The 26,076-nt window shown below is 62.1% G+C and carries 17 protein-coding genes; 6 read left to right on the top strand and 11 right to left on the bottom strand.

Annotated features, from left to right (window positions below; translation table 11 throughout):
• Window positions 1-270: 270 nt before the first annotated feature.
• Window positions 271-750, top strand: coding sequence for an Hsp20/alpha crystallin family protein (locus GOB87_RS10125; protein WP_166316115.1), 480 nt, complete (start codon window positions 271-273; stop codon window positions 748-750).
• Window positions 751-831: 81 nt separating this feature from the next.
• On the opposite strand, the gene GOB87_RS10120 is transcribed toward GOB87_RS10125, so the two are convergent.
• From GOB87_RS10120 to GOB87_RS10105, 4 genes are read right to left on the bottom strand one after another with little or no spacing between them, the layout of a single operon-like run.
• Window positions 832-2,385, bottom strand: a complete 1,554-nt coding sequence (locus tag GOB87_RS10120; protein ID WP_166316112.1) for an efflux transporter outer membrane subunit — start codon at window positions 2,383-2,385, stop codon at window positions 832-834.
• A 6-nt stretch (window positions 2,386-2,391) separates the two neighbouring features.
• The gene (locus tag GOB87_RS10115) at window positions 2,392-5,706 is read right to left on the bottom strand and encodes an efflux RND transporter permease subunit (protein ID WP_166316109.1); all 3,315 of its coding nucleotides are present in this window, start codon (window positions 5,704-5,706) and stop codon (window positions 2,392-2,394) included.
• A gap of 45 nt (window positions 5,707-5,751) precedes the next feature.
• Window positions 5,752-8,928, bottom strand: coding sequence for an efflux RND transporter permease subunit (locus tag GOB87_RS10110; protein WP_166316106.1), 3,177 nt, complete (start codon window positions 8,926-8,928; stop codon window positions 5,752-5,754).
• 7 nt (window positions 8,929-8,935) lie between these two features.
• Window positions 8,936-10,162: an MdtA/MuxA family multidrug efflux RND transporter periplasmic adaptor subunit gene (locus GOB87_RS10105; protein WP_166316103.1), complete on the bottom strand. Its 1,227-nt coding sequence runs from the start codon at window positions 10,160-10,162 to the stop codon at window positions 8,936-8,938.
• A gap of 407 nt (window positions 10,163-10,569) precedes the next feature.
• Here GOB87_RS10105 and GOB87_RS10100 point away from each other — a divergent pair, with 407 nt between their 5' ends.
• Complete coding sequence (locus tag GOB87_RS10100; RefSeq protein ID WP_373320749.1) at window positions 10,570-11,133, top strand: ankyrin repeat domain-containing protein; 564 nt, start codon at window positions 10,570-10,572, stop codon at window positions 11,131-11,133.
• Window positions 11,134-11,182: 49 nt separating this feature from the next.
• Here GOB87_RS10100 and GOB87_RS10095 read toward each other — a convergent pair whose 3' ends face one another.
• The 3 genes from GOB87_RS10095 to GOB87_RS10085 form a co-directional block, all read right to left on the bottom strand.
• Window positions 11,183-12,316 (bottom strand): site-specific DNA-methyltransferase, encoded by a 1,134-nt coding sequence (locus GOB87_RS10095; protein ID WP_166316097.1) that lies wholly within the window; start codon window positions 12,314-12,316, stop codon window positions 11,183-11,185.
• Window positions 12,313-12,945 (bottom strand): ribonuclease HII, encoded by a 633-nt coding sequence (locus tag GOB87_RS10090; RefSeq protein ID WP_166316094.1) that lies wholly within the window; start codon window positions 12,943-12,945, stop codon window positions 12,313-12,315. Before GOB87_RS10090 ends, GOB87_RS10095 begins: the two co-directional genes overlap by 4 nt.
• Window positions 12,946-13,136: 191 nt before the next feature.
• Window positions 13,137-13,442: a CsbD family protein gene (locus tag GOB87_RS10085; protein WP_166316091.1), complete on the bottom strand. Its 306-nt coding sequence runs from the start codon at window positions 13,440-13,442 to the stop codon at window positions 13,137-13,139.
• 219 nt (window positions 13,443-13,661) lie between these two features.
• Here GOB87_RS10085 and GOB87_RS10080 point away from each other — a divergent pair, with 219 nt between their 5' ends.
• Window positions 13,662-15,164: an MFS transporter gene (locus GOB87_RS10080; protein WP_166316088.1), complete on the top strand. Its 1,503-nt coding sequence runs from the start codon at window positions 13,662-13,664 to the stop codon at window positions 15,162-15,164.
• On the opposite strand, the gene GOB87_RS10075 is transcribed toward GOB87_RS10080, so the two are convergent.
• The 4 genes from GOB87_RS10075 to GOB87_RS10060 are packed head-to-tail and all read right to left on the bottom strand — an operon-like array spanning window position 15,088 to window position 22,183.
• Window positions 15,088-17,256: a VWA domain-containing protein gene (locus GOB87_RS10075; RefSeq protein WP_166316085.1), complete on the bottom strand. Its 2,169-nt coding sequence runs from the start codon at window positions 17,254-17,256 to the stop codon at window positions 15,088-15,090. The two genes, GOB87_RS10080 and GOB87_RS10075, sit on opposite strands and share 77 nt — an antisense overlap.
• 6 nt (window positions 17,257-17,262) lie before the next feature.
• The gene (locus tag GOB87_RS10070) at window positions 17,263-20,112 is read right to left on the bottom strand and encodes a DUF4159 domain-containing protein (protein WP_166316082.1); all 2,850 of its coding nucleotides are present in this window, start codon (window positions 20,110-20,112) and stop codon (window positions 17,263-17,265) included.
• On the bottom strand, window positions 20,112-21,134 hold the full coding sequence (locus GOB87_RS10065) for a DUF58 domain-containing protein (RefSeq protein WP_242006296.1): 1,023 nt from the start codon (window positions 21,132-21,134) through the stop codon (window positions 20,112-20,114). Before GOB87_RS10065 ends, GOB87_RS10070 begins: the two co-directional genes overlap by 1 nt.
• 2 nt (window positions 21,135-21,136) lie before the next feature.
• A complete protein-coding gene (locus GOB87_RS10060) occupies window positions 21,137-22,183 on the bottom strand; it encodes an AAA family ATPase (RefSeq protein WP_166316079.1) in 1,047 nt (348 codons plus the stop codon).
• A 92-nt stretch (window positions 22,184-22,275) separates the two neighbouring features.
• Between GOB87_RS10060 and GOB87_RS10055 the strand changes: the two genes are divergently transcribed.
• From GOB87_RS10055 to GOB87_RS10045, 3 genes are all read left to right on the top strand, one after another.
• Window positions 22,276-22,878 (top strand): DUF1285 domain-containing protein, encoded by a 603-nt coding sequence (locus tag GOB87_RS10055; protein WP_166316076.1) that lies wholly within the window; start codon window positions 22,276-22,278, stop codon window positions 22,876-22,878.
• Complete coding sequence (locus tag GOB87_RS10050; protein ID WP_166316073.1) at window positions 22,875-24,125, top strand: CCA tRNA nucleotidyltransferase; 1,251 nt, start codon at window positions 22,875-22,877, stop codon at window positions 24,123-24,125. The genes GOB87_RS10055 and GOB87_RS10050 overlap by 4 nt, the downstream gene beginning before the upstream one ends.
• 75 nt (window positions 24,126-24,200) lie before the next feature.
• The gene (locus GOB87_RS10045; protein ID WP_166316070.1) at window positions 24,201-25,991 is read left to right on the top strand and encodes an ABC transporter ATP-binding protein; all 1,791 of its coding nucleotides are present in this window, start codon (window positions 24,201-24,203) and stop codon (window positions 25,989-25,991) included.
• Window positions 25,992-26,076: the final 85 nt, after the last annotated feature.

The following is a 26,076-nucleotide window of genomic DNA, read 5'->3' as shown; positions in this document are numbered from 1 at the left end:
TGCCTCCAGAGGCAAAATGCCGTTGTCATTCCAGATCAGACGCACAGGACACAGCTCTCAGAACAGAGAATAACACTCTTCAGACAAAATGTGAGAAATCCGCGTCGATCACAAATATGAGTTGATAAAGATCAAGGAAGTTCCGTTCTCTCTGATGCCGAATGAAGTCATGGCTTTCGCCGAAAGTCATTTCGGGAAACGCCTGAGAAAATCAGGAACTCTGTTCTTTTCTTGGGGGAAGGAAACGGAGTTCATCAGAGGAAAGATGACATGACCAGCAACACCAATCCCAATGGCCGCTCACAGTTCGTTCGTGTTCCGGGTGGGGTCGTGCGCGTGGCGGATCCTTTCACTGTGCTGGAACGCCAGATGGTTCGGCTGTTCGATGATTTCAAAGATCCGGCGCAGGCCAAAGGTATGCGTATCGGCGCTACGGATGTGACGGAAGACGCCCAAGGCTACACGATCAGTATCGAAGTGCCCGGCTGCGAGGAAAAAGATATCAAGCTCTCCACGTCGGGCGGAACGCTTACCATCAGTGGCGAGAAGAAGAAGCCGGAAGTGCCGGAAGGCACGAAACAGCATGTTGCGGGGCGTGCGTTTGCGTCTTTTGAAGACGCTTTCGCCATTCCGGAGGACGCTGATGCGGACAAGATTACGGCGGCTCTCAAGAATGGTGTGTTGACCATTACGCTGCCCAGAAAGGCAGAGATCAAGCCTGCGGAACGCACGATCGCTATCCAGTCGTAAGCTCGTTTCCACCCGCCCAGAGGGTGGGCGAAATGGAAAACAGGCCGGAAAACCGGAGTGCAATGTCACTCCGGTTTTCGGTCATTTGTTCGTATCGGGCTGGATGAATTCCGGCAGGAAAGGATTGTCTTTCTGCATGGAGTTCTTCGACGGCAGAGAGGAGGCATCCCATCCGCCGCCAAGGGCTTGCACGAGATTGACCGAGGCGAGCACCCGATTTTGCTGGATGGACAGCACCGTTTCCGCGTTGGAAAGCGCCGTCACTTCGGATGTGATGACGGTCGTGTAGATTTCGGTGCCTGCCAGATACTGGTTCATCGCTACTGTGACCGCCTTGTTGGCAGCATCGAGTGCGATTTGCTGTTGCGCGGCCTGATCGGCAAGAATGCGCAGATTGGAGAGGTTGTCTTCCGTAGTCTGAAGAGCGCTCAGCACCGTCTGGCGATAGGCTGCGGTGTAGGAATCATAATTCGCGTTCGCTTCCCGCACGGCGGCTGTCCGTGCGCCGCCCTCGAAAATGGTCTCGGTCGCCGCGGCCCCCAATGACCAGATGCGATTGGCGACCTGCACGAGTGCTCCGACCGGATCTCCGCTGTAACTGTAGGATGCGGTAAGTTGAACATCGGGATAGAATGCCGCGATTTCAGCGCCGATCATGGCGTTATATTCTTCCATCCGGCGTTCCGCGGCGGCGATATCGGGGCGACGCTGGAGCAACTCGGCAGGAACCGTCACAGGAATGGCGGGGATGTTACGCGTGAGGCTGCCCGGTGCGATGCTCAGAGACGCGGGAGCCTCTCCCATCAGTACGGCGATGGCGTGTTCATACTGAGCGCGCGTCTCACCCGTCTGGATTTCCTGCGCCCGTGTCTGTTCAAGCTGTGTCTTGGCCTGAAGCACGTCCGTGGGAGAGGCCACGCCTGCATCATACTGGTTCTTGGTGATCTGATAGGAGCGTTCATAGAACAGCACGTTGCGGTGCAGCAGTTCCTTCAGGCTGTCCTGATAGCGCAGATTGAAATACGCAGTCGCCAGCTCGCCCTGATAGGACAGCGTGGCATTGGCAAGGTCGGCAGCGCTTGCCTGTGCCTCGGTGACCTGGGCCTGAATCTGTCGGCGGATCTTGCCCCACAGATCGAGATCCCAGCTTGCTGTCGGCCCCATCCCATAGGTGGTCTCTGTCGTGTTGGATGGTGTGTAGGTTGTGGAATCGGTCCCGTAGTTCACCAGCACGCCAGAGGATGCATTGCGCGAGCCGCGTCCGGTGCTGTTGCGGTTGAAGCTGAGGGAGCCGCTCAGGGTTGGGAAAAGCTGCGCGCGAATGGCGTTGATCGTCGCGCGGGCGTTGTGATAGCGCGCCTCGTATTGCGCCACGTTCTGGTTGTTGATGGCGACCTTTTCCTCGAAACTGTTGAGAAGCGGATCGTTATAAATCTCCCACCATTTCCCCTTGGGCTGTTCCGCCAGCGCGGGTTTGGCATAGTCCCAGCCCGGAGCCGGACGAAGTTCCTTGAACTGGGGCGAGATGATCGCGCTGGGCCGCTTGTAATCGGGGCCGACCATGCAGCCAGCCAGCACGAGCGGGGCCAGCAGCAGAGCGGCACGGCGTGGGAAGCGAGGGGGCAGCGTGTTCATTCCGCGTCAGACGTCCTGGGGTGTGGCGTGGAGAGAGGGGCGATGGAACCTGCGGCGGAACCGCAGGGCAAGCCGGTCGAGGGTGAGATAGATCACCGGCGTCGTGTAGAGCGTCAGCGCCTGACTGACCAGCAGACCGCCCACGATCGCGATGCCCAGCGGACGGCGCATCTCGGAGCCGTAACCATTACCGAAAACGAGAGGCAATGCACCGAGGGCAGCCGCCAGTGAGGTCATGATGATCGGGCGGAACCGCAGCAGGCAGGCTGTGCGGATGGCTTCAAGTGGTGTGTGGCCTTCCTCGCGCTCGGCATGAATGGCGAAATCCACAAGCATGATGGCGTTCTTTTTCACGATGCCGATCAGCAGGATCACGCCGATCATGGCGATCAGTGAGAAGTCTTCCCCGAACAGTTGCAGCGCCAGCAGCGCGCCCACCCCCGCTGAGGGAAGGGTGGAGAGGATGGTGAGGGGATGGACGTAGCTTTCGTAGAGGACACCCAGCACCACATAGACCGCGACCAGCGCCGCGAGGATCAGCAGCGGCTCATCGTTGACCGATTTCTGGAACTGCGCGGCATTGCCCGCGAAACTGCCATGGATGCCCGCGGGCATATGCAAACCCACGGTTTCCTCGTTGATGATGGTGACAGCCCGGCTGAGCGCTACCCCTTTGGCAAGGTTGAAAGAAATGGTGCTCGCCACCGATTGCCCGTCATGATTGATCGACAGCGCCGTGCGCGCGTGGGTGATGTCGGTGATGAACGTCAGTGGCACCATGTTGGAACGGCCGGTGGAGACCGCAGAGCCGGTGGAGGTCGAACTGCCGCCTGCCAACTGGTTGGCGATCTGGTTGCGAAAGTTCTGGGCGCTGATGGTTGCGGTGGCGCTGCTGGCCGAACTCGCTTCCGAGGTGGTGGTGCGCACGCGAATGGTGTTCGACGCTGTGCCGCCGTTGGCGGTGCCGCCGGATGCGCTGACCCAGACCTGTCGTATCGTGCTGGGATCGCGCCAGAAAGAGGGCTCGGCCACCATGACCACATGATACTGGTTGAGTGTGTTGTAGATCACGGAGGCCGAGCGCTGACCGAAAGCGTCATAAAGCGTGTTGGAGATAAGCTGCGGTGTGATGTTCAACCGTGCGGAGGTGTCGCGATCGATCTTCGTGACAATGGATTCGCCGCCTTGCTGCACATCGGTCGAAAGGTCGAGGATTTCGGCATGTTTGCGTAAGGCCGCCACCAGTTTGGGCGTCCATGCATACAGATCGGGCGCGGAATCGCCTTCCAGCGTGTACTGGTAAGACGCGTTGCCCTGTCGTGCGCCTGCCCGCACACCGCCCGGCTCCATGAGAAAGAATTGCGCCCCCACCAGATTGCGCAGCCGGTGTGCGATGCGCAGCATCAGGGTGGCGGCCGGTCCTCGCTCGCTCTTGTCGGTCAACTGAAGGAACAGACTGGCCTGATTGGAGGAGCCGCGCCCACCGACAAAACCGGCCACGCTGCTCACCTCCTTGTCCTTGAGAATGGCGCTTTCGACCTGATCGATCTTTTGCGTCATCGCGCCGAAGGAAATGGACTGATCGCCCATCAGGTGTCCCATGAGCATTCCGGTGTCTTCTGTCGGGAAGAAACCTTTAGGCATGGCCATGAACAGCGCCACCGAGAGTCCGATGGTCGCGGGAATGGTGAGAAGTACGAGCAGGTTATGACGCAACGCTATTTCCAGCGTGCGGGCGTAGGCGTTCTCGGTCTGTGTGATGATGCGCGCGCAGAAGGCTCCGATGGCGGTGAAGAAACGCTTAAGCCCTCCGCCCGACGTCGCAGATGCGGACGGTGCCATACCCGGACGCAGAATGCGTGAAGCGAGCATGGGGGTGAGCGAAAGCGAGAGCAGCATGGAGATGACGATGGTGACGGAAACCGTCATCGCCAGTTCATGAAAAAGACGGCCGGCCAGTCCTCCAAGCAGCAGGATGGGCAGGAACACCGCAATCAACGAAACCGAAATCGAGATGACGGTGAAGGCCACTTCTTCCGCGCCTTTCAATGCGGCTTCACGCGGCGGGATCCCGGCTTCGATGTGACGGGCAATGTTCTCCAGTACCACGATAGCGTCATCGACGACAAAGCCGGTCGAGACCGTCAGCGCCATGAGCGACATGTTGTCGAGAGAAAAGCCCAGCAGCCGCATGATGCCGAAGGTGCCGATGATGGAAGTCGGTACGACAATGGCGGGAATGAGCGTCATGCGCACGGAGCGCAGGAAGACGAATGTCACAAGCACCACCAGCACAACGCCGATGATGAGTGTGGCCTGCGTGTCCTCCAGTGAGGCGCGGATGGTCAGGGAGCGATCGAGCGCCACATGCAGCGCTACATCCGCAGGCAGCGCTTCCTTGAGATGCGGCAACTGGCTGCGGATGTCATCGATGGTGTGGATGACGTTCGCGCCGGCTTGCGGGAAAATGACAGCGATGACGGCGCGCTGCTGGTTGAAGAACCCGGCATTGCGGATGTCCTCCACGCCATCGCTCACTTTCGCTACGTCGGACAGGCGCACCGGACGGTTGTTGCGATAGGCCACGATGAGGTCACGATAGGCTTGGGCCGACCGTGCCTGATCGTTGGTGTCGAGCGTGAAGCGCAGGCCGTTCTGGTCGATCACACCTTTGGGCGTATGGGCATTGGCCGAGGCCAGCGCGGCGCGAACGTCCTCAAAGCCGATGCCATACTGGAACAGCATCAGCGGATTCATCTCCACCCGCACGGCCGGCAGGGCGCTGCCCGAGATCTGCACCATGCCCACGCCATTCACCTGCGAGAGATGCTGCTGGAGCACATTGCTTGCGAGGTCGTACAGCACGGCGGGCGTGCGGGTGGGAGAGGTGAGGGCGAGGATAAGGACCGGAGCCCCGTTGGGGTTGGCCTTGTTGTAACTCGGGTTCTGGCGCAGCGATGAGGGAAGGTCGGCATGGGCGGCCTGAAGGGCGGCTTCCACGTCGCGTGCCGCGCCGTTGATGTCTCGGTCCAGCGCGAACTGGAGCATGATCCGCACCTGATTCTGGGAAGACTGGGACGTCATCTCCGTCAGGCCCGCGATCTGCCCAAGCCTGCGTTCCAGCGGCGCGGCAACTGAACTTGCCACCTCGTTGGGCGAGCCGCCGGGCTGCTGGGCCTGCACCATGATGACGGGAAAATCGACGTTGGGCAGGTCCGCCACTGGCAGGGAGCGATAGCCCAGCATTCCGAAAATCAACAGGGCTACGGTCAGCAGCGTGGTCGCCACCGGTCGCTCGATAAAGAGGCGGCACGGACTCATGTCCGTACCTTTCGCGTTGCGGTTTTCGTCAGCCGCCGCATGAGATCAGCCCTGATCCGGAGCGGGGCCGGAGGCATGGTGTGTGGCGAAGCGCGCGCGCCATCTGGCGGCAAGCGTGTCGAGCGCGAGATAGATGACCGGTGTGGTGAACAGCGTGAGCAACTGCGAGACGGCCAATCCGCCGATGATGGCAAGCCCCAGCGGGCGGCGCAGTTCCGAGCCTGTTCCGCTTGAGATGACCATCGGCAGCGCGCCGAGCATGGCGGCCAACGTGGTCATGAGGATCGGGCGGAAACGCAGCGTCGCGGCCTGTCGGATGGATTGAAGGGAGGACATGCCGTGCTCGCGCTCCGCTTCGAGCGCGAAGTCGATCATCATGATCGCGTTTTTCTTCACGATGCCGATCAGCAGCACGAGGCCGATGATGCCCATCACGTCCAGACCGGCGCCCGCGATCCACAGCGTGATCAACGCGCCGATGCCCGCCGAAGGCAGGGTGGAAAGGATTGTGACGGGATGGACAAAGCTCTCATAGAGAATGCCCAGCACGATATAGACCGCGACCAATGCTGCCGCGACGAGGAAAAGCTCGTTGTTCAACGAGCCCTGGAACGCGGCGGCCGTTCCCTGAAACGAGGTCTGGAAGGCTGAGGGTAGGCCCAGCTTTTTCTCTACGCGCTGGATGGCGTCGGTCGCCTGTCCCAGCGAGTAGCCGCTTGTCACGTTGAATGAGATGGTGGTGGCAGGAAACTGACCGAAATGCGTGATGACCAGCGGGGCTGTTTCGCGGGTGACGGTCGTGACGGTCGCCATGGGCACGAGGCCGGAGGTGGGCGAACGTGTGGGGCCAGACGTGCTCTCGCCCGAATTGCCGGAAATGCCGGGAAGATAGAGCTGGTTGAGTGAGCCAAGAGACGTCTGGAAGGCCGGATCGGCTTCAAGGATCACGCGATACTGGTTGGACTGCGTATAGATTGTCGAGATCTGCCGCTGCCCGAACGAGTCATAGAGCACATTGTCGATGGTCTGCGGCGTGATGGAGCAACGTGCGCCGGTCGAGCGATCGAGTGTCAGACGGGCGACCAGTCCTTCCGCCTGAAGATCGGACGTTACATCCGCCAGCGCGGGTTCCTTGCGCAGGGCTTCAAGTAGTTTAGGCACCCATATCTTGAAGGCGTTGTAATCCGGGTTTTCCAGCAGGAACTGGTATTGCGTGGCGGCGATACTGGTATCGAGCGAGAGATCCTGTACCGGCTGGGCATAAAGCTGGATGCCCGGAATGTTGGCGGTTTCCTGTGACAGCCGTGTGGCAATTTCCGATGCTGTAGCGGAACGCTCGTCATGGGGTTTGAGGTTGATAAGGAACCGACCCTGATTGAGCGTCGCGTTCTGGCCGTCCACACCTACGAAAGACGACAGCGACGTGACATCCGCGTCCTTGAGGATCGCGCGGGCAAGTTCCTGCTGATGCTGCTTCATGGCGTCAAAAGAGGTGGACTGCGCGGCAACCGAGAGACCCTGAATCACACCCGTGTCCTGCACGGGAAAGAAGCCTTTGGGGATCAGCCAGCCGAGCAGTCCTGTCAGCAGCAATGTGGCGGCAAAGACGGTCAGCGTTGTCTTTTCATGAGCCAGCACTACGTCCAGCGCGCGGTCATACCCTGCGATCAGCCGGTTGGTGGCGACTTCCATCCGTGCCGACCAGCGTTGGAACGCCGTGCGGGCCTCGCTTACATCATGCGGACGCTCGGAGAGCATCCGGGCGCACATCATCGGCACCAGTGTGAGTGACACCACGGCGGAGAGGATGATGGTGATGGCCAGTGTGACGGCGAACTCATGGAACAGGCGGCCCACCACATCGCCCATGAACAGCAGCGGAATGAGCACGGCAATCAGCGAGATGGTGAGGGAGATGATGGTGAAACCGATCTCGCCCGCGCCGCGTATGGCGGCCGTCATACGGTCTTCGCCCGCTTCGATATAGCGGGAGATGTTCTCAATCATGACGATGGCGTCATCGACCACGAAACCCGTGGCGATGGTGAGCGACATCAATGAGAGGTTGTCGAGGGAGAAGCCCATCAGGTCCATCACGGCGAAGGTGCCGATAATGGAGAGCGGAACCGACAGACTGGGAATGATCGTGGCCGGAATGTTGCGCAGGAACAGGAAGATCACGGCCACGACGAAGGCGAGCGCCAGAAACAGTTCCAGCTCGACATCCTCGACAGAAGCACGAATGGTCGTTGTGCGGTCAGTCAGCGGCACGATATCGATGCCCGGTGGCAGTGAGGTGCGCAGTTGAGGCAGTGTGGCCTTGATGTTGTCCACCACTGAGATGACGTTCGCACCCGGCTGGCGCTGCACGCTCAGCACAAGGCCGGGCGTGGTGTTGGCCCAGGCAGCAAGCTGTGAGTTTTCCGCTCCGATGACTACGGACGCCACATCGCGGATGCGCACAGGACCGCTGTTCTGATAGGCGATGATCTGGTTCATCAACTGGTCGATGCCAGCGATCTGTCCGTCCACGCGCAGGGTGGCGGCTCTTGTGGGGCCGTCGAAGGTGCCGGTGGGAGAGTTGACGTTCACGTTGCCGATGGTGGTGCGCAACGTATCCAGATCGACGCCGAAGGATGTTAGCTTGGGAATGTTGACGCGAACGCGGATGGCCTTGCGGTTGCCGCCTGAGAGCGTGACCAGTCCCACGCCCGAGATCTGGCTGATCTTCTGTTCCAGCCGCGTATCGACGTAGTCTTCCACCTCCGGCAGCGGAATGGTCTTGGAGGTGATGCCAAGGGTGATGACGGGCGTGTCAGCCGGATTCACCTTGGCGTAGATCGGAGGGGCGGGCAGGTCGGTGGGCAGAAGCGAATTGGCCTGATTGATGGCCGCCTGTACCTCCTGCTCCGCAATATCCATCGACATGGACAGCCCGAACCGCAGGGTGATGACCGAGGCTCCGCCCGAAGAACGCGATGTCATCTGGTCAAGGCCCGGCATCTGGCCGAACTGCGTTTCCAGAGGTGCTGTGACGGATGTAGCCATCACGTCCGGCCCCGCGCCGGGGTAGAAGGTCTGCACCGTGATGGTGGGATATTCCACGTCCGGCAGGGCCGAGACCGGCAGGAAATGATAGCCGAGTAGACCGGCTATCATGATCGCGAACATCAGGAGCGTGGTGGCGACCGGGCGCTCGATAAAGATGCGTGACGGATTCACGGGCGGCTCAGTTCGCGGGCTGGGAAGGCTTTGTGGACGTCTTGTCGTCCGGGATCGTCACCTTGATGCCGGCGCGCAGATGATCGGTGCCGTCCGTAACGACCCGGTCTCCTGCCACCAGCCCCGTGCTGATCACGGTCTGGGTGCCATCCGTGATGCCGGGCGTGACATTGCGGACATCGACCGTGCTGTCGGTCTTCACGACATAGACGAACTGACCGTTGGGGCCGGTCTGAAGCGCGTTGTTGGGCACCATGATGGCATTGTGCAGCGTATCGACCAGCAGTCGCGCATTGACGAACTCATTGGGGAAGAGGTGTTCGTCCTGATTGGGGAAAATGGCGCGCAGGCGCACGGTGCCCGTGGCTGTATCGATCTGGCTGTCGAGCACGCTGACAGCACCGGAGGCGATTTTCTGCGTGTTGGAACTGTTCCATGCATCGACCGGCAAAGAGCCGGTGGCGCGCAGGCGATCCGCCACCTGAGCGAGCTGATCCTGCGGGAGCGTGAAGATGACCGAGATCGGCTGCATCTGCGTGAGGATGGCGAGACCGCCTGACTGTCCCGCCGTGACATAATTGCCGCGATCCACGGCGCGGATGCCCACACGCCCGTCCACGGGGGCTGTGATGTGGCAGTAGGTGAGCTGGAGCTTCTGTGTGTCCACCAGCGCCTGATCGGTTTTCACCGTGCCTTCGAGTTGCTCGACCGTAAATTGCTGGTCACGTGCCGTCATGGCCGCGACGCTGTCCTGTCGGATGAGCTTCTGATAGCGGCCGTTGTCCACGCGGGCTTTTTCCAGCTGCGCCTTGTCCTGCGCCAGCTGGCCTTCATATTGCCGCAGCGCGACTTCGTAAGGGCGGGGATCGATCACGGCCAGCAGATCGCCCTGATGGACATGCTGCCCCTCCGTGAACTTGACGTCCATCAGATACCCCTCAACGCGCGTCTGAACGGTGACGTTGGTAATGGGAACCACAGTGCCCAGTTCCGTCAGCACGACTGGCATGTCGCCTGTTTTCACGCTTTCTACCGCAACGGGTTGCGCGGTGGAGGCGTCGGCCGAGGCATGATGACGCCCGGAGCCGGATTTTTTGGCGCGGTGCCCCAGAAAGGCGAAAACCAGCAGACCGGCCAGCACTATCACGGCAATGAGCCACAGAAGGCGGGAGCGTTTTCGGGGCGGGGGTACCGGGGCGGGGGCGGGAGAAGCGGGCGTGTTGTGTTCGTCCATGAAGTCCTGCCGGCGTCCTTGATGTAGAATGCGATGCGTGCCTGAAAAAAGAGCCTGTTGCGTCTTCTCGGGAAGGCGCTGATGTCACAGTCCTAGCAGCAAGAAAACGTCTTCATATAGCCCTCTTCTGTGACGGGATAATGTCCATGCCCTGATTTTCGCGGGTGCGGGAAAATTGCACGCGAATGCAACGCTATAATGAACTTTTGTGACCGGTTTGTTTCGCCTTGATGGTGATTGCGTGGCGTATGGGGCGCTAGCGCCACAAAACTTCCTTCGGGTGATGTCTGGCGAAGGGCGTGTTTCTTTATTAAAGTAAACGGATAGGGAGAATCATCGCACCCATGTCCCGTTTTGCCTTTCTTTCCCGGCGCTGTCATGCGCAGACTTTCGGTCTTGCCCTGCTCATGGGAGCGGTGGGCGTGTTTGTACTGCCGACGAAACCCGTTCATGCACAGAATACCGATCAGGCGGAAGCCGAGGCGGCTGATGCGGCGAAAGAGGCCGAGGCGCGGCGTGAGGCCAAACGGAGCGCCCCTCCCGCTGCTCTTCCCGGCGCTCAGTCAAACGGTGAAGACAACAGCCATGCCAGCGGGGACATGGAGCCGACGGCAGCTCTGTTCGATGCCGTCAATCGCGGCAGTCTGGGAGCGGCGAAGGAAGCCGTGAATCGTGGCGCAGACATGGGCGGTCATAATGCGCTCGGTCAGACACCGCTCGATCTGGCGATCGACTTGAACCGCAACAACATCATTTTCTACCTTCTCGCCATGCGCAACCTCGAAGGCTCTCCGAGCGATGTCGTAACCTCGGTGGCCAGTTCCGGCGTGCGGGTCGAGAACGGCTCGGGACGCATGGATGTAGGCGGTTCGGCTGGGCGCAACACTGCGGCGAGCCTGAGCCAGCGTTACGATTCCAGTGGCGGAACCCCACAGCCCACCGCTGGCTTCCTCGGATTCGGTGGAAGCTAGGCAGCATAGGTGAGAAGAGAGGCGGCGCCTTTCTTCTCGCGATACTGAATTACTGTGCTGCGATCTGATCCGCTGTGATGGGGGCATTGGAGTCGGCGGCAAGGCTTTCGCCACGCAGCGTGTCCAGCGGCAGCCAGTTTCCATCGCGCTCGAAATGCCAGAAAGTCCAGCCATTGCACGACGGTGCATTGGTGAGCAGCGCGCCAAGCTTGTGGATCGAACCCCGCTTCGCACCGCTGATCAGCGTTCCGTCCGGCGAGACGGTGGCAAACACGCGCTTGCTTTTGTCGCACAGAATTGTGCCGGGCATGATGAAGTTCCGCTCCACCAGACTGCCGAAAGGCACGCGCGGCGCTTCACGCTTCATCGGGGTGGTGGCGACCGCATCCGCTGCGATGGGCGTTTCCGCGTTGACGCGGGCGATTGCCGCTTCGGCGTAGTCCGGGTGACGTTCGATACCGACGAAATGACGGCGCAGGCGCTTGGCCATGGCAGCCGTGGTGCCGGTGCCGCTGAACGGGTCGAGCACCACGTCATTCTCAGCAGTAGAGGCCAGCAGAACGCGATGCAGCAGGCTTTCGGGCTTCTGCGTGGGGTGCAGTTTCAGTCCGTGCTCGTTGCGCAGGCGCTCATTGCCGGTACAAAGCGGCAGATACCAGTCCGAGCGCATCTGAACATCGTCGTTCAGCGCCTTCATGGCCTGATAGTTGAAGCGATAACGGCTGCTCTGGTCACGCGCGGCCCAGATCATGGTCTCATGCGCGTTGGTGAAACGGCGGCCACGGAAATTGGGCATTGGGTTGGACTTGCGCCAGACGATGTCGTTGAGAATCCAGAAGCCCAGATCCTGCAGGATCGCGCCGAGACGGAAGATGTTGTGATAGGAGCCGATCACCCAGATCGTGCCGTCCTTGTGCAGCAGGCGACGCGCTTCGCTCAGCCATTCGCGCGTGAAACGGTCATAGGCCGCAAGATCGGAGAACTTGTCCCAGTCATCGTCCACGCCATCCACGACACTGTCATCGGGGCGGCGCAGTTCTCCCTTGAGCTGAAGATTGTATGGCGGGTCTGCGAAAATGCAGTCCACACTGCCGGACGGCAGGGAGCGCATCGTTTCCACACATTCGCCGCGGAGAATCTGGTCGAGCGGAAGCTCCGTCTTCAGTGTGGCAGCGCCGCTCATGCTGGTTCTCCGGTGGTAAGGGTGAGTGCAAGCTGCTTGCGGACAGTGCCGAAGCCGCGTCTGTGATGGGGTGTGCAGCCCTGCGAAGCGATGGCCTCGCGGTGGGCTTTGGTGCCGTATCCCGCGTTGCGCGCCCAGCCGTAGCCGGGCCAGCGCATGTCGAGCCGCTCCATAATGCGGTCACGTGTGACCTTGGCGAGGATGGACGCGGCTGCAATCGACAGGCTGACGGCATCGCCACCCACTACGGTGCGCACGGGTACGTTGAGCGGGGGCGCACGATTGCCATCCACCAGCGCCAAGGTCGGAGGCGAGGGCAAGCGCTCGACAGCTCGTTTCATGGCGAGTTGGGCGGCGCGGAGAATGTTCAGATGGAGGATTTCGTCCACTGAAGCGGCGGCTAGACCGATTTCGATGCCGGGAACGGAGGGTAGGCGCTCAGCCAGAATTTCTCTGCGGCGTGCCGTCAGGGCTTTCGAATCATCCAGCGTGGATGTGAGATCGTCAGGGACGCCAGCGCCGAACACCACGGCACAGGCTACGACAGGGCCAGCCAGCGGACCGCATCCGACCTCGTCCACGCCCGCGACGCGGCCACCGTGTTCGAGTTCGAGTGAAAAGTCCGGCATGTGCCCCCGTCAATGTTTTAACGACTCGTTGTTAACCGCCGAGTCGCGCTATCAGCGACTCGGTAAGTCAGAAAAACCATTGAATGGGGGAGCGGCGCAAGAGTCGGGCGGTAAAAAGTTGCGACTCGGAGGAAAAAATCGCGCAAAGAAAAATGGATGCCGCTTTTGTGCGGCATCCGTTCCGTTTTCGTTCAGGCTTTCTTGCGGCGCGGCAGACAGAGCCAGCCCAGAAATGTGCCAACGGCGGCGACGATGCCCAGCGAGAGAAGCGGCTTGTCACGCACGAAGGTGACGCCCTTCTCAATCAGGCCTTCGCCCTCTTCGTAGAGATCGGCGAACTCTTCGCGCGCCATGCCAGCGAACTGATCCACCTTGCCATCGGCCTGCATGCCTGCATCGCCCGTCAGGCCGCCGACCGCATCCTTGACGCGACCCTTGGCCTGATCGACCACGCCTTCGACCTTCTGTTCGGTGGGGTTGATGCTGTTGTCAGCCATGAAACTTTCCTCTTCTTTGATCCGCGGTACGGACGGGCCGGACCGCGACGACATGCCTAGTAGGAGGCCCAACTACGGGCCATGGCAATGTTTTTCAGCGGCTGACCACTCGGGTTCTGCCGCCTGCCATGATCCGAACGCTCGGCTTCGTGAGGAGTTCGGCGGCCACCGTGATGGCAATATCCGGGTCATGTTACGAGAAAGAGAGTGTCGCATTTCATGATCTCCCTGACACCCTCGCGTATCATCGCACTGACCGTCGCGTCGCTGCTGTTCATGGAGCAGCTTGACGGCACGATACTGGCCACAGCGCTTCCCTCCATTGCGCGCTCGCTGGACGTCGATCCTGTCCTGACCTCCGTGGCGCTCACCTCCTATATCGTGGGGCTGGCGATCTTTATCCCCGCGTCCGGCGCTGTGGCGGACCGTCTGGGAAGCCGCACGACGTTGATGGTGGCCATTACTCTTTTCATGGCCTGCTCCATGCTGTGCGGTGTTGCCGGAAATCTGGAATTGCTCGCGTTCGGGCGGATATTCCAAGGGATGGGGGGCGCGCTGATGGCGCCTGTGGGGCGGCTCGTGCTTTTGCGCAGCGTGCCACGCAGTGAACTGCTGGGCGTGATGATGTGGATGATGATGCCCGCCACGCTCGGCCCCATGCTGGGACCGGTGATTGGGGGTGTCATCACCACGCTGCTGTCATGGCGCTGGGCATTTTACGTCAATGTGCCGGTCGGATTCATCGGACTCTGGTTGACGTGGCGTTACATCCCGCAGTTGCGAGAAGATCATCCGCCGCCATTCGACTGGAAAGGCTTCGCACTGGCGGGGGGCAGTCTCGCGCTGTTGTCGTTCGGAGCCGAACTGGTCAGTCATGCCACACGTCCGCTTTGGCTGTCTGTTGTTCTTCTGCTGGCCGGAAGTGCTCTGTTTGTCATCTGTTACCGGCATATGTGCCGCTACCGGGTGCCGATGCTGGATTTCCGACTGATGGAGGTGCCCACCTTCCGTCTTTCCGTGCTGGGAGGGGCGGCGTTCCGTCTGGCGGTGGGGGCGTTTCCCTTTCTGATGCCCTCTCTGCTTCAGCTTTCTCTTGGGTTGGACGCGGCGCGCAGCGGTCTCATCATGCTGGCGGCGCCTCTCGGGGCTGTCGTGGCCCGTCTGCGGGTGCCACAACTGTTCCGGCGGTTCGGCTTTCGACGCGTGATGATGATGACGGGAGGCGGTGCGGCGCTTGTGTTCGGGCTGCTGGCCTGTATCCGGCCCGGCTGGCCGCTGTGGGTGATCCCGATCATCCTGTTTGCATCGGGCGTCATGCAGGCCATCCAGTTTTCGGCCTATAATTCGATCGCCTATGCCGATCTGCCCGAAACACGCATGAGTGCAGCTACGAGCTTCTATTCCACGTTTCAGCAGATCATGCTTTCGGCCGGTATCAGCGTGGCTGTGCTGGCCGTTACGGTTTCACGGCTCGTGCAAGGGCATGTGGAGGTGACGGGAAGCGATTTCGACGTGGGCTTCCTCGTCACGGGTGCGCTCTCATTGTTTGCCATTCCGATGGCGCGTTGCCTCGCCCCCGACGCTGGTGCGTCGGTGAGCGGTCATCGTGGACCGTCCCTGAGGCAACAAGAAGGAAGGGAGGACGTCAGCCACGCCCTTCCCGGTACCAGCCCAGACCGAGTGTCAGGAGAGCGAGCCCCAACGCCACCCACGCCGGAATGAGGGGCGTGCTGCTGGTGCCGGTCAGCACATGCGCATGACGCGCTGGAAACATGAGCGTTCCCTGTTGGCCTGCCGGTGTGCCTAGTTGCACTGTCGGCATGACGGGCGCCGCTGGATTGTCACCCAACCATGCCAGAGTGCCGCCGCTTTTCTTCACGACCGGCGCGATGCGCTCCGCTGTCACGCGCAAATCATCGTATTCCTGCGGGTCCGTGCTGCGCGGGGCGGCATAGGCTTTGTGTTGACCGTCATCGGCTTCCCAGATGCCGGACAGACGTGCGGTCATAGATGCTGATGCGACACCGGGGGAAAGCTGGTGAAAGGCGAGTGTCGTCTTCGTGCCATCCGGCGCGGTGACACTCACACCTGAAGGCGGTGCTGGCTGTTCGCTATGGCGCGTTACTGTCAGCGTGTCGTCTTCAATTTGCGCTTCGAGCCGTTCCTCCTCCAGATCCGGCTCTTTCATCAGCCAGTGCGAGATACGGCGCAGCAGTTCCGCCTGTGGGCCGCCCCCGAGTTCTCCACGGGACCACAGCCAGATCTGATCCGACAGCAGCAACGCCACACGTCCGTCCTCCACATGATCCAACACGAGGAGGGGCGAGGCATCGGGACCACTCATCAGCACCTCGCCATGGGCTGAATCCGCTTTCAGTGCGCGATACCACGGACCCCATTGTCCCGTGATTTCCTTGTCGGATGCGGTGTCAGTGGCTCGCGCCGGTGGTGCGCCGGGCAGTTCTGCCGTGACAGGATGACGGCGGCCGGCATCGGTGAGTTCAGGGCGAAAGCGGCGCACGGCAATACTGGCGCTTGCGGCCTGCGGATCGTCATAGAGCACGGGCGGCACATGGGCGGGCAGGATATCGCCCACAGCCGTTTCCTGAAGCGAGCCGGGGCCGGTAAACTCCGGGCCTGCGATCAGGAGCAATCCTCCGCCCTTACGCACGAAGCGGGCGATGTTGCGGAGATAGCGTGGCGGCAGGATGTGACGATTCTCAAAGCCATCGAGAATGATGAGATCGAACTGGTCGATCTTGTTTTCGAACAGTTCCTGCACGGGAAAGGCGATCAGCGCGAGATCGGATAGCGGCGTGCCGTCGTCCTTCTCGGGGGGACGCAAAATGGTGAAGTGGACGAGATCGACGGTCGGGTCGGCCTTGAGCAGACGCCGCCATACGCGCTCGCCCTGATTGGGAGTGCCCGAGACGAGAAGCACTTTCAGCCGGTCACGTACGCCGTTGATGCTGACCACGTCCTGATTGTTCAGCGCGGACACTTCTCCGGGCAGCGCGGAGACGGACAGCCCCACCAGCGTTTCGCCGGGATGGGTGAGGGGAAGCTGGATGTCCTGCGGCTCTCCTGTGCGCACGGGAACCTCCAGCGCGGACTCACCATCTTTCGTGAGCGTGACGGTGGCGGGTGTGCCGTCATGCGTGCCGGGACCGAGATCGTCCACCTGCACGCGCAGCGTTGCGGTTTTCCCGACGATGGCATAGGGCGGCGCCTGAAGGATGCGCAGACAGCGGTCTGTTTCCTCGCCCTTTCCCGTCAGAAGAACATGCAGCGGGAGTGTTGTTCCATGACCGTGAGAATCTTTGGGGATGAGGCGCTCGGGAACATTGGCGGGTGTATCGCGTGTCTGACCGTCGGTGATCATCACCGCGCCAGCAAACTGCTCGGGCGGAATATCGGCGGCACCTTGTGAAAGCGCGTCGAACAGTCGCGTGCCACCGCTCTGCTCACCATGCACGGTGATCGCGCGCAGGCTGAGACCGGGTGGTGTTTTCTCTCCCAGAAGGCGCTCGGCAGCGCGGGCAATCGCCGCCCGTTTCTCCAGCGTCATCGAAGGTGTCTGGTCCACGATCACCAGCGCCGTTTCGGGCAGATCGTGATGGGTTTCGTGCAGCGTCTGCGGACCCGTCAGCCACACCAGAATGATGACGGCGGCCAAGGCACGGAGCAGCGTGCCCCGCATCCGGGCCACCACTCCGGCAAGTGTGAGCACGACAACGAGGGCAGCGAGCGCGATCAGCACCCAGCGGGGCAGGAGAGGCGCGAAGTCCAGCGAACGGGTGAAGAAATCAGGCATGTGTCCTCACTCCCCCAGCCGGCGCAGGATGGCGGGGACGTGAACCTGATCCGCCTTGTAGTTGCCGGTCAGGGCGTAGATCACCGCATTCACTCCGAAGCGATAGGCTGTGCGCCGTTGTTCGTCACCGCCCGGTAGAACCGCAAAGCGCGTGTCACCGTTCTGATCCACTGCCCAGGCATGCGCCCAGTCGGCGCTACCGATGATGACGGGACTCACATCGTCGTTCTCGGCTTCTCCCTCACGGGCCACCCATACGGGCTGTCCGGCGTAGCGGCCGGGGAAAGCGTGCAGCAGATAAAATGTGTGGCTGAGCACGTGATGATCGTCGAGACGGGCGAGCGCCGGGATGGGAAGGCCCGCAGTGACGCGGCGTAGGGCAGCGGTGCTGCCGGGGGCGTCCCCAGAAAAGCCGGTTTCATCGTTGCGGGCGGTGTCCGGGTCCACCCCCTGCGTGTCGATGACGATCATGCCGCCACGCGCCATGAAAGTGGAAAGGGCGGCGGTTTCCGCAGGCGTGACATGGGCGTCGGGCGTGATGGGCCAGTAAAGCAGCGGATAATAGGCGAGATCGTCTTTTCCCGGCCGTACGCCGTCCGGATGTCCCAGCACGGCGGAGGTGCGGGCGTTGACGTAATCCGAAAGCCCCTGAAGTCCTTCACGGGACACGGAGTCCACCTCCGCGTTGCCGGTGAGGACATAGGCCAGTCGTGTTTCAAGGGCGGCCTGTGGAACCGGTTCTGTAATTTGCGAAGGCGGAGGACTGGGCTGCGGCAGGGGAACGGCGTCCTGCGCGAATGCCGGAGGGATCTGTGCGACGAGAAGCAGGACGAGCAGGGACGCGCGCGTGCTGGATCGACCCAATGAAAAACCGCGCAGTTGCCATGTCCAGATGGCGTCGATCAGCAGAAGCAACAGCCCCAATGCCAGTAGCCATGGTCCCGGATAACGATCCGGTTGGTGTCCTGCCGGAGTGGCGGAAACACCGACAGCCGGAAGGACTGAAAGAGTGTGTATCGTGTCGCCCACATTGAGCGCGCGCCGTGCGGAACGGCTGCCATAAAGGCCGGGCGGATGCTCTGGCGATGGTGGCGTGCTGCCGAACAGGTTCGCGGCCAGCCCCCGAGCGAATGGCGGTGGCGGTCCAAGTGCGCCGTCTCCGTCCAGCGACAGGACGGGCGGCAGGATAGCGGTATCGGCCGGAGCGTCCACGCCGCTTGCGTGGTTTACGAGGCGTTCCAGCATGGCCACGAACAGGCCGGAAAGTGGCAGATTGGACCAGTCCGCCGTGGGTGTGACGTGAAACAGCACGACCTCGCCTTTACCCAAAGGAGTGTGAGTAACCAGTGGCGTGCCGTCCGCCAGACGTGCCCATGTGCGGCTGTCCAGATCGGGGGCAGGGCGCGCGAGTACCTGCCGCGAGACGGTCACGTCCTTTGGAATCGGCAATCCGTGGAAAGGAGAGGTCTCGGGAAAGGCAGTCAGGGGCTGCGGCTTGCCCCATGACATCGCGCCCCCAAGCTGGCGTGCTGTTGGCATCAGAGATACCGGCAGCAGAGTGGTGGCAACATCGTTTTTCTGAGTGGACGAATCCGCATCGTCCGTTTCGCTGGCGCTGTCTTCATTTCCCGCAAGCGTGCGTCCGGCAAAACGTATGAGAGTACCTCCCTTGCGAACCCAGTCCGCCACACGTTTACGGGTCTCGCCGTCCGTCAAGCTGCCGTCGGGAGCGATGAGCACGGACAGGGGCTGTGACACGAGTGACGCGACAGTGCCTGTGTGCAGGTCCGCCGTGGGGGTAAGGGCGCGGCGCAGGTAAAACTGCGTGCCGACCAACGGCGTGTCACCGCTTGCGGACGCCGAGACGAGGCCGACGGGGCGCAGGCGGTCCCCTTCATCGAGCAGCAGGGTAGCGGCGGCGGAAGGCGTGGCGTCCACGCTGAGCAGGTCCACACGGTTGCGCGTGATGGTGGGGAGCGCGACGGAGACGGGGGCACTTGTCGCATCGGCTGGGATCGTCACATCCGTTACGGCCAGTGTGCCGCCGTCCTGTCCATGAGCGCGAATACGCACATGGCGGCTCATTGCCTGCGGTAGGGTGATGAGTTGCGCCATCACGCCACTGTCCGCGCCTTCATCCGGTGTGTGCGTGCCGGTCAGAACCATGGGCTGGCTGTCGGGAAAACGGATATCCTGTATGGGTGCTGTGGCGGCCAGAGCGGCAGCCAGTGTTCTGTCGGCGACGGCGCCCTCCTTGCCCGGCGTGGCGACGCCATCGTCGAAATAGATCACGGCTCCGATGGGAGCATGGGCGGCCATCAAGGTCCGAAGAGTGGCCGCTATTCGGGCACGATCAGGAGCCCACGGCGCAGGACGCAGTGCATCGAGCCGATGACTGGCTTCTTCGGCAGAAAGAACCGGAGGCAAAAGGGGCTCGTTCGTTGGAGACGCAGGACCATTGGGAGCTGTCGGCAGCAGCACGATCTTGCGCCCTGCATGTCCGGCGGCATCGAGCACAGCGTGGGCGGCGGCGGTGCGGGCGGGCCAGTCGGCGGCGGAAAACAGACCGTTGTCCATCAGCACGACAAGGGTGCCGGAGCCGGGCAGAGGCACGGGACGCCCCGGAATGACAGGGATGGCGAGACCGAGAATCAGCAGGGTAACCGCAGCCAGCCGAAGCAGTAGCAGCCATAAGGGGGGCGTGGCGGCGTCATCGTGTGCAGGTTTCAGCCGTGTCAGCAACGCAATGGGAGGAAAGACCTGCGTGCGCGGCGCGGGTGGCCAGGCGCGAAGCAGCCACCAGATGCCCGGAAGCACAAGGAGCGCTCCGAGAAGGGCCGGAAACTGAAAGAACATCAGGCGCGCCCTCCTGTCCGGTGACTTTGCAGGGACGTGCCCAGTGTCAGCAGCGTCGATGCCGCGGACATATCCGTGGAATGGGTCAGGAGCGTGTGTCCACAACGGTCGGCCAGCATGCGCAGCTTACGAACGCGCTCATCGAACAATTTGCCATAGTCTTCGCGCAGAGTTTCGACGCGGGGCAGCGTTATGGACGGCTCGCCTTCCGTGCCCTCAAAGCGCACGCGCCCGGACCATGGCAGCGCCCGTTCAGCGGGATCATGGATTTGGATCAGATGCGCCCCAATGCCATTGCCCGCGAGACCGCGCAGAAGGGCATCGAGATCTTGGTCGGGGCAGAGCAGATCGCTGGCGACGATCAGACGGGCATGGCGTGGGAGAGCGATGGCGGCGGGCAGAGCCGGAAGGGAATCCTGTCGGGCGAGCGTTTCCAGCGCCAGACCGATCCGCATGGCGATCCGTCCCGCACCCGGTGGCAGCATGGCCGGCCCTTGTGGCGTGAGCAGACGCACACGTTCGTCGCTGCGTTCCAGCAGGCTTGCGAGGCCCAGCAGCAACAGAATGGCCCGGTCACGCTTGAGCGGCAGGGCGCGAGTGTCAGAGCGCCAGAACATGGAAGGGGAGAGATCGCACCAGAGATAGATCGTCTGTGCGTTTTCGGCTTCGGTTTCACGTGCCTGCGCGCGATGGCTGCGGGCGGATTGCCGCCAGTCGATACGTGAGACGGACTCACCGGGCAGTGCGGGACGAAACTGCCAGAACGTCTCACCCGGACCGGCGCGGCGACGGCCATGCAGTCCGGTGGCCACCGTGGCGGCAATGCGTTCGGCTTCCATGACAAGGGCGGGAAGAGGGGCCGCCAGCCGATCGGCCTCAGTTGCGAGAAGCGCCGGTTCGGAGGTGTGCGTGTCGGCTGTTCGCATCTGCGTGGAAGAGAGGGCGTCGATTGAGGACGCCTTACCCTCTCGCAAAAGGGAGCGCGCGCGGGCGAACAGCCCTGTCCGGGGAGAAGTCGCCAAGATCAGCCCAGACGCTGCACAAGTCCGGCGATCACATCCTCGACGCGGGTGGAATCCGCGCGCGCGGAGAAGCTCAGCGCCATGCGATGGGCAAGAACCGGGACGGCGAGTGCTGCGACATCGTCGAGACTGGGCGAGAGGCGTCCATCCAGAAGAGCGCGGGCGCGCGTGGCCAGCATGAGCGTCTGGGCCGCACGTGGGCCGGGACCCCATGCAATAGCGTCGCGCACTTGCTCAACGTCGGAAGTCTCGGGCCGCGCCATGCGGACCAGTTTCAGAATGGCGTCCACGATACGCTCACCCACCGGCAAGGCGCGAACCATCATCTGGGCGGCAATGAGCTTTTCGGCGCTCAGCACCGCTCGCGGCTGGACATGGGCGTTCCCCGTGGTGGCGAGCAGCATGGCACGTTCGTCGGCTTCATCGGGGAAGGCGAGATTGATCTGGAGCATGAAGCGGTCAAGCTGCGCTTCCGGCAGCGGGTAGGTGCCTTCCTGATCGATCGGGTTCTGTGTGGCGAGCACATGGAACGGACGGGGAAGGGGATATTCCGTGCCGGCGATCGCGACCTTATGCTCCTGCATGGCCTGCAGGAGCGCGGACTGGGTGCGCGGGCTGGCGCGATTGATCTCGTCCGCCATGAGAAGCTGGCAGAAAACCGGACCCGGAATGAAGCGGAAGCTGCGATGGCCGGAGGCGTCCTCATCAAGGATTTCGCTGCCGGTAATATCGGAGGGCATAAGGTCGGGCGTGAACTGCACCCGCCGGGAATCCAGCCCCAGAACGGTGCCAAGCGTTGTCACCAGCAGGGTCTTGCCCAATCCTGGTGCACCGACGAGCAGGGCGTGCCCGCCGGAGAGAATGCTGACCAGCGCCTGATCCACCACGTCGCGCTGCCCGAACACGACCCGTCCGATCTCAGTGCGCACCTCCTGCAGCAGGCCTGCGATGACATCGGCTTCCTGCGCCAGTGCCGTGGCGTCGGGAGTTGAAGGCGCGCCCGTTTCGGGGGCGAGGAGAGGTTGAATCGGCAGGATTTGATGCGTCATGAGTCCAGTCTGACAGGTCCGGGGCTTACATCAAGGCGGCGCAACCCTATATCGGGAAGATGCTCAGGCAAACACATGTGAGTTAATCTGACGTGACAGCCGATCCTTCAGCCGCAGGCAAGGCGCCTCTTCCGGAAAAACCTCCGCAAGGTCGGACGCCGCGTCAGTGTGGAAAGCTACCCTTTCTCATCCGCCGCGATGGGGTGTGGCTCTACAGGGGTACCCCCATTCGTCGCAAGCCGATGGTCTGCCTGTTTGCCTCCGCGCTTTCGCGCGCGCTCAATGGAGATTACTGGCTGCGCACCCCGGTGGAAGCCGGCACCATCGATGTGGAAGACGTGCCATTCGTGGCGGTTCAGCTTGAATGGTGCGGCAAGGGGCGTGAGCAGCGGCTATGTTTTCGCACCAATGTGGATGAGGTGGTGACGGCGGATGCCCGTCATCCCCTGATCGCCAAATGGGATGTGCCGCTCGACGCCTGCGACAGTGCGCCGCCTCCCTATATCACTGTCAGGCAGGGAGAAGGTGAGTTGCCTCTGCTTGCCCGTATTTCCCGACCTGTGTGGTACGAACTGGCGGCGCTGGCGGAACCGGGGTGCCATGAGGGGCAGGCTTGCCTTGGTGTGTGGAGCGGGGGCGTGTTCTTTCCTCTTGCCTGCACTCCCCGCAATTGTCCTGACGCACCCACGGAATGACGCAAAACAATGAAGACTGCCTCGCATTGGACGCTCTGCCCGTCCGACCACAGTTGGCACGGATATGGCAGGCACTTCCGCAGGCGAGGCTGGTAGGCGGGGCTGTTCGTGACCTTCTGATGGGCCGGGCAGTCAGCGACTTCGATCTGGCCACACCCGAACCACCTGAAGACGTGATGCGGCGGCTGGAGAGCGCGGGGATTAAGGCCGTCCCCACCGGCTTGGCGCATGGGACGGTGACGGCTGTGCTCGAAGGGCGCGGCTTCGAAATCACGACCTTGCGGCGAGATGTGAAGACGGACGGCCGTCATGCGGAGGTCGCATGGACACAGGATTGGCGTGAGGATGCGGCCCGTCGGGATTTTACCATCAACGCGATGTCCTGCGATCCCACAGGCCGGGTGCATGATTTTTTTGGAGGTCGCGCCGATCTGAAGGCAGGACGGGTGCGGTTTGTGGGCGACGCTGCTCTGCGTATCCGTGAGGATGCGTTGCGGGTGTTGCGGTATTTTCGGTTCGAGGCCCGCTACGGTCGTGGCGCACGGGATGCCACCACAGTGCGGGCCGTGAGCGCGGGTGCCGCGTTGATTTCCGGACTATCGATCGAGCGTGTCTGGTCGGAACTCAAGCGTATCCTTAGCGGGCCGCGTGTGGGGGAAACATTCGCGTTGATGGAGGCGACGGGCGTGTTGCGTGTCTGTCTGCCGGAGTTGCAAACAGAAGGCAGCGCTGCGGTGCGGCGTTTGGAGGCTCTCTTGGCGTCCGGTGCGCCCGCTAATGGGTTGCTTCGGCTCGCAGCACTCCTGCAAGGGGCGCATGTTGAAGGAGGTAATGTGGAGACAGCGGTCAAGCGGTTGCGGCTGTCACGCACAGAGGCCGCGTTCGTGATGGCGGTGTGCGACGGTGCTGCGGTGACACCCCGAGACATACAAGGGGATGCCGATGTAGCACGCCTGCTGGCTCGGGTGCCGCGTGAGGTGGCGCTGGGAAGAGCGTGGCTGGCGCGTGCGCAGGCGTACGAAAAAGGGCGGGACGAACCCGGTTGGGACGGATTGCTCAAGACGCTGGAGACTCGCCGTGTGCCGGAGTTTCCTTTGGCCGGCCGTGATCTGCTCGCGCTTGGCATAGCTCCCGGCCCAGAGGTAGGGCGGCATCTTGCGGCGGTGCATACATGGTGGGAGGCGGGTGGCTGTGTGGCGGACCGGGCTGCCTGCCTTGAGTGGCTGAAACGCAGGCTTGCCGCCTGATGTGTCAGCGGTTTTGCCCTGCCTGCGTGGAGTTCGCGCCTTTTCCATGACGTGGGGCGCTGGTAGAGCACGCTGATGAACGCTGCGCCACCACGCCCCATTCTTTCCTCTTCGCAAGCGTCCACGCCTGTGAAGGATGACACAAACACTCTGCTGATACGGCTCTGGCGCGATCAGGTGCGTCAGCATGTCGGACGGATCGTGTCGGTGTTTGTGCTGACAGTCCTGATGGCCGGATTGACGGCGCTCTATCCACTGGTGATCCAGCGCGCGCTGGACATGTTTTCCTCTCACGATGAGCGGATTCTGTATCAGGTGCCGCTGCTTATCGTGGCCATCACTTTGTCCAAGGCGGCGGCACAATACGGGCAGACCCTCGCCACGCAGGGATTGGTTCTCGTGGTCATTCGCGGACTTCAGGGAGAGATGTTCCGGCATCTGACGACGGCGGATGTCGCGCGGGTGGAGGAAGATGCTCCCGCAGCACTGGCCGCCCGTTTCACGACCGATGCGATTTCCATTCGCGAGGCGATGATCCGCGCCGTCAACTCCGTGGGCGATGTGGTGACGGTCATCGGCTTGATCGCCTCCATGATCTACATGGATTGGGAACTCAGCCTGATCGCGGCGTTACTGTATCCCATCGCGGCCGTCCCCATTCAGAAACTTGGCAAGCGGGTGCGCCGGGCATCTGGCAATGTGAATGAGCAGGTGGGGGCGACCGCAGCTTTTCTGACGGAAAGTTTCGCGCAGGCGCGGACCGTGCGCGTTTATCGACTGGAATCCCGTGAGGAGCAACGCGCCGAGACTGCGTTCGATCGGCTGCACGAGGCTTTTCTCCGAATTATGCGCGGGCGGGCGCGGATTGATCCACTGATGGAGGCGCTGGGGGGCGTGGCCGTGGCGGCGGTGCTTGGTTTTGCCGGCTGGCGCGCGGCCATGGGAGGCGCGACGCTGGGGGACTTTTCGGGCTTTGTGGCAGCGCTTCTTCTGGCGGCCCGTCCTTTGCGCGCGCTGGGAGCGTTGAATGCGGCCCTTCAGGAAGGATTGGCCGGACTTTCGCGTGTCTTTTCCCTCATTGACGAACAGCCCGCCGTGACAGAACGCGCATCCGCCCGTCCGTTGCCAGCAGGGAAAGGGCATCTGCGCTTTAATCAGGTGGGGTTTCGTTACCCTGACGGGCGCAGTGGGCTTGCGGACCTGTCATTCGAGGCGCAGCCGGGCATGACGGTGGCGCTCGTCGGGCCATCGGGGGCGGGAAAATCGACCGCGCTTTCGCTCATTCCGCGTCTGCATGATGTGGCAGAGGGCGCGATCACACTGGACGGGGTGGATCTGCGCGATCTGCGGCTGGACGCGCTGCGCGACGCCATCGCTTATGTCAGTCAGGATCCACTTCTGTTCGATGTGTCCGTGAGGGAAAATATCCTGATGGGGCACCCGGATGCCACCGATGAGGCCATGCGTCGTGCTGCGGAAATGGCGGCGGCGGATCTCTTCATCGAAGCGCTGCCTGACGGATATGACACGATTGTTGGCCCCGGTGGCGGGAGGTTGTCCGGCGGGCAGAGACAGCGGGTGGCGTTGGCTCGTGCCCTGCTGCGCGATCCTCGCCTGCTGTTGCTCGATGAGGCCACAAGCGCGCTGGACAGCGAGAACGAGGCACTGGTGCAGAACGCGCTCGCGCAACTCCGGGCTGGTCGCACAACTGTCATCGTGGCGCATCGCCTCTCCACAGTGCGCTCGGCCGATATGGTGGTGGCCATGGCGGATGGAAGAGCGATGGAGTGCGGCACGCATGCGGAGCTGATGGCGGCGGACGGTCTGTATGCGCGGCTGGTGCGGAGTCAGGGGCTGGGGGAATAGGTGGGCCACTGAGCAAGAAGATGCGGACTGGCGATCTTTCTGCAATCCGGGCCGATGTTGAAACCTTTGAAACGGCAATGTGAAT

The sequence above is a fragment of the Acetobacter estunensis genome, from assembly GCF_011516945.1.
Taxonomy (GTDB): domain Bacteria; phylum Pseudomonadota; class Alphaproteobacteria; order Acetobacterales; family Acetobacteraceae; genus Acetobacter; species Acetobacter estunensis.
This window is presented reverse-complemented; position numbering and strand designations above follow the sequence as displayed.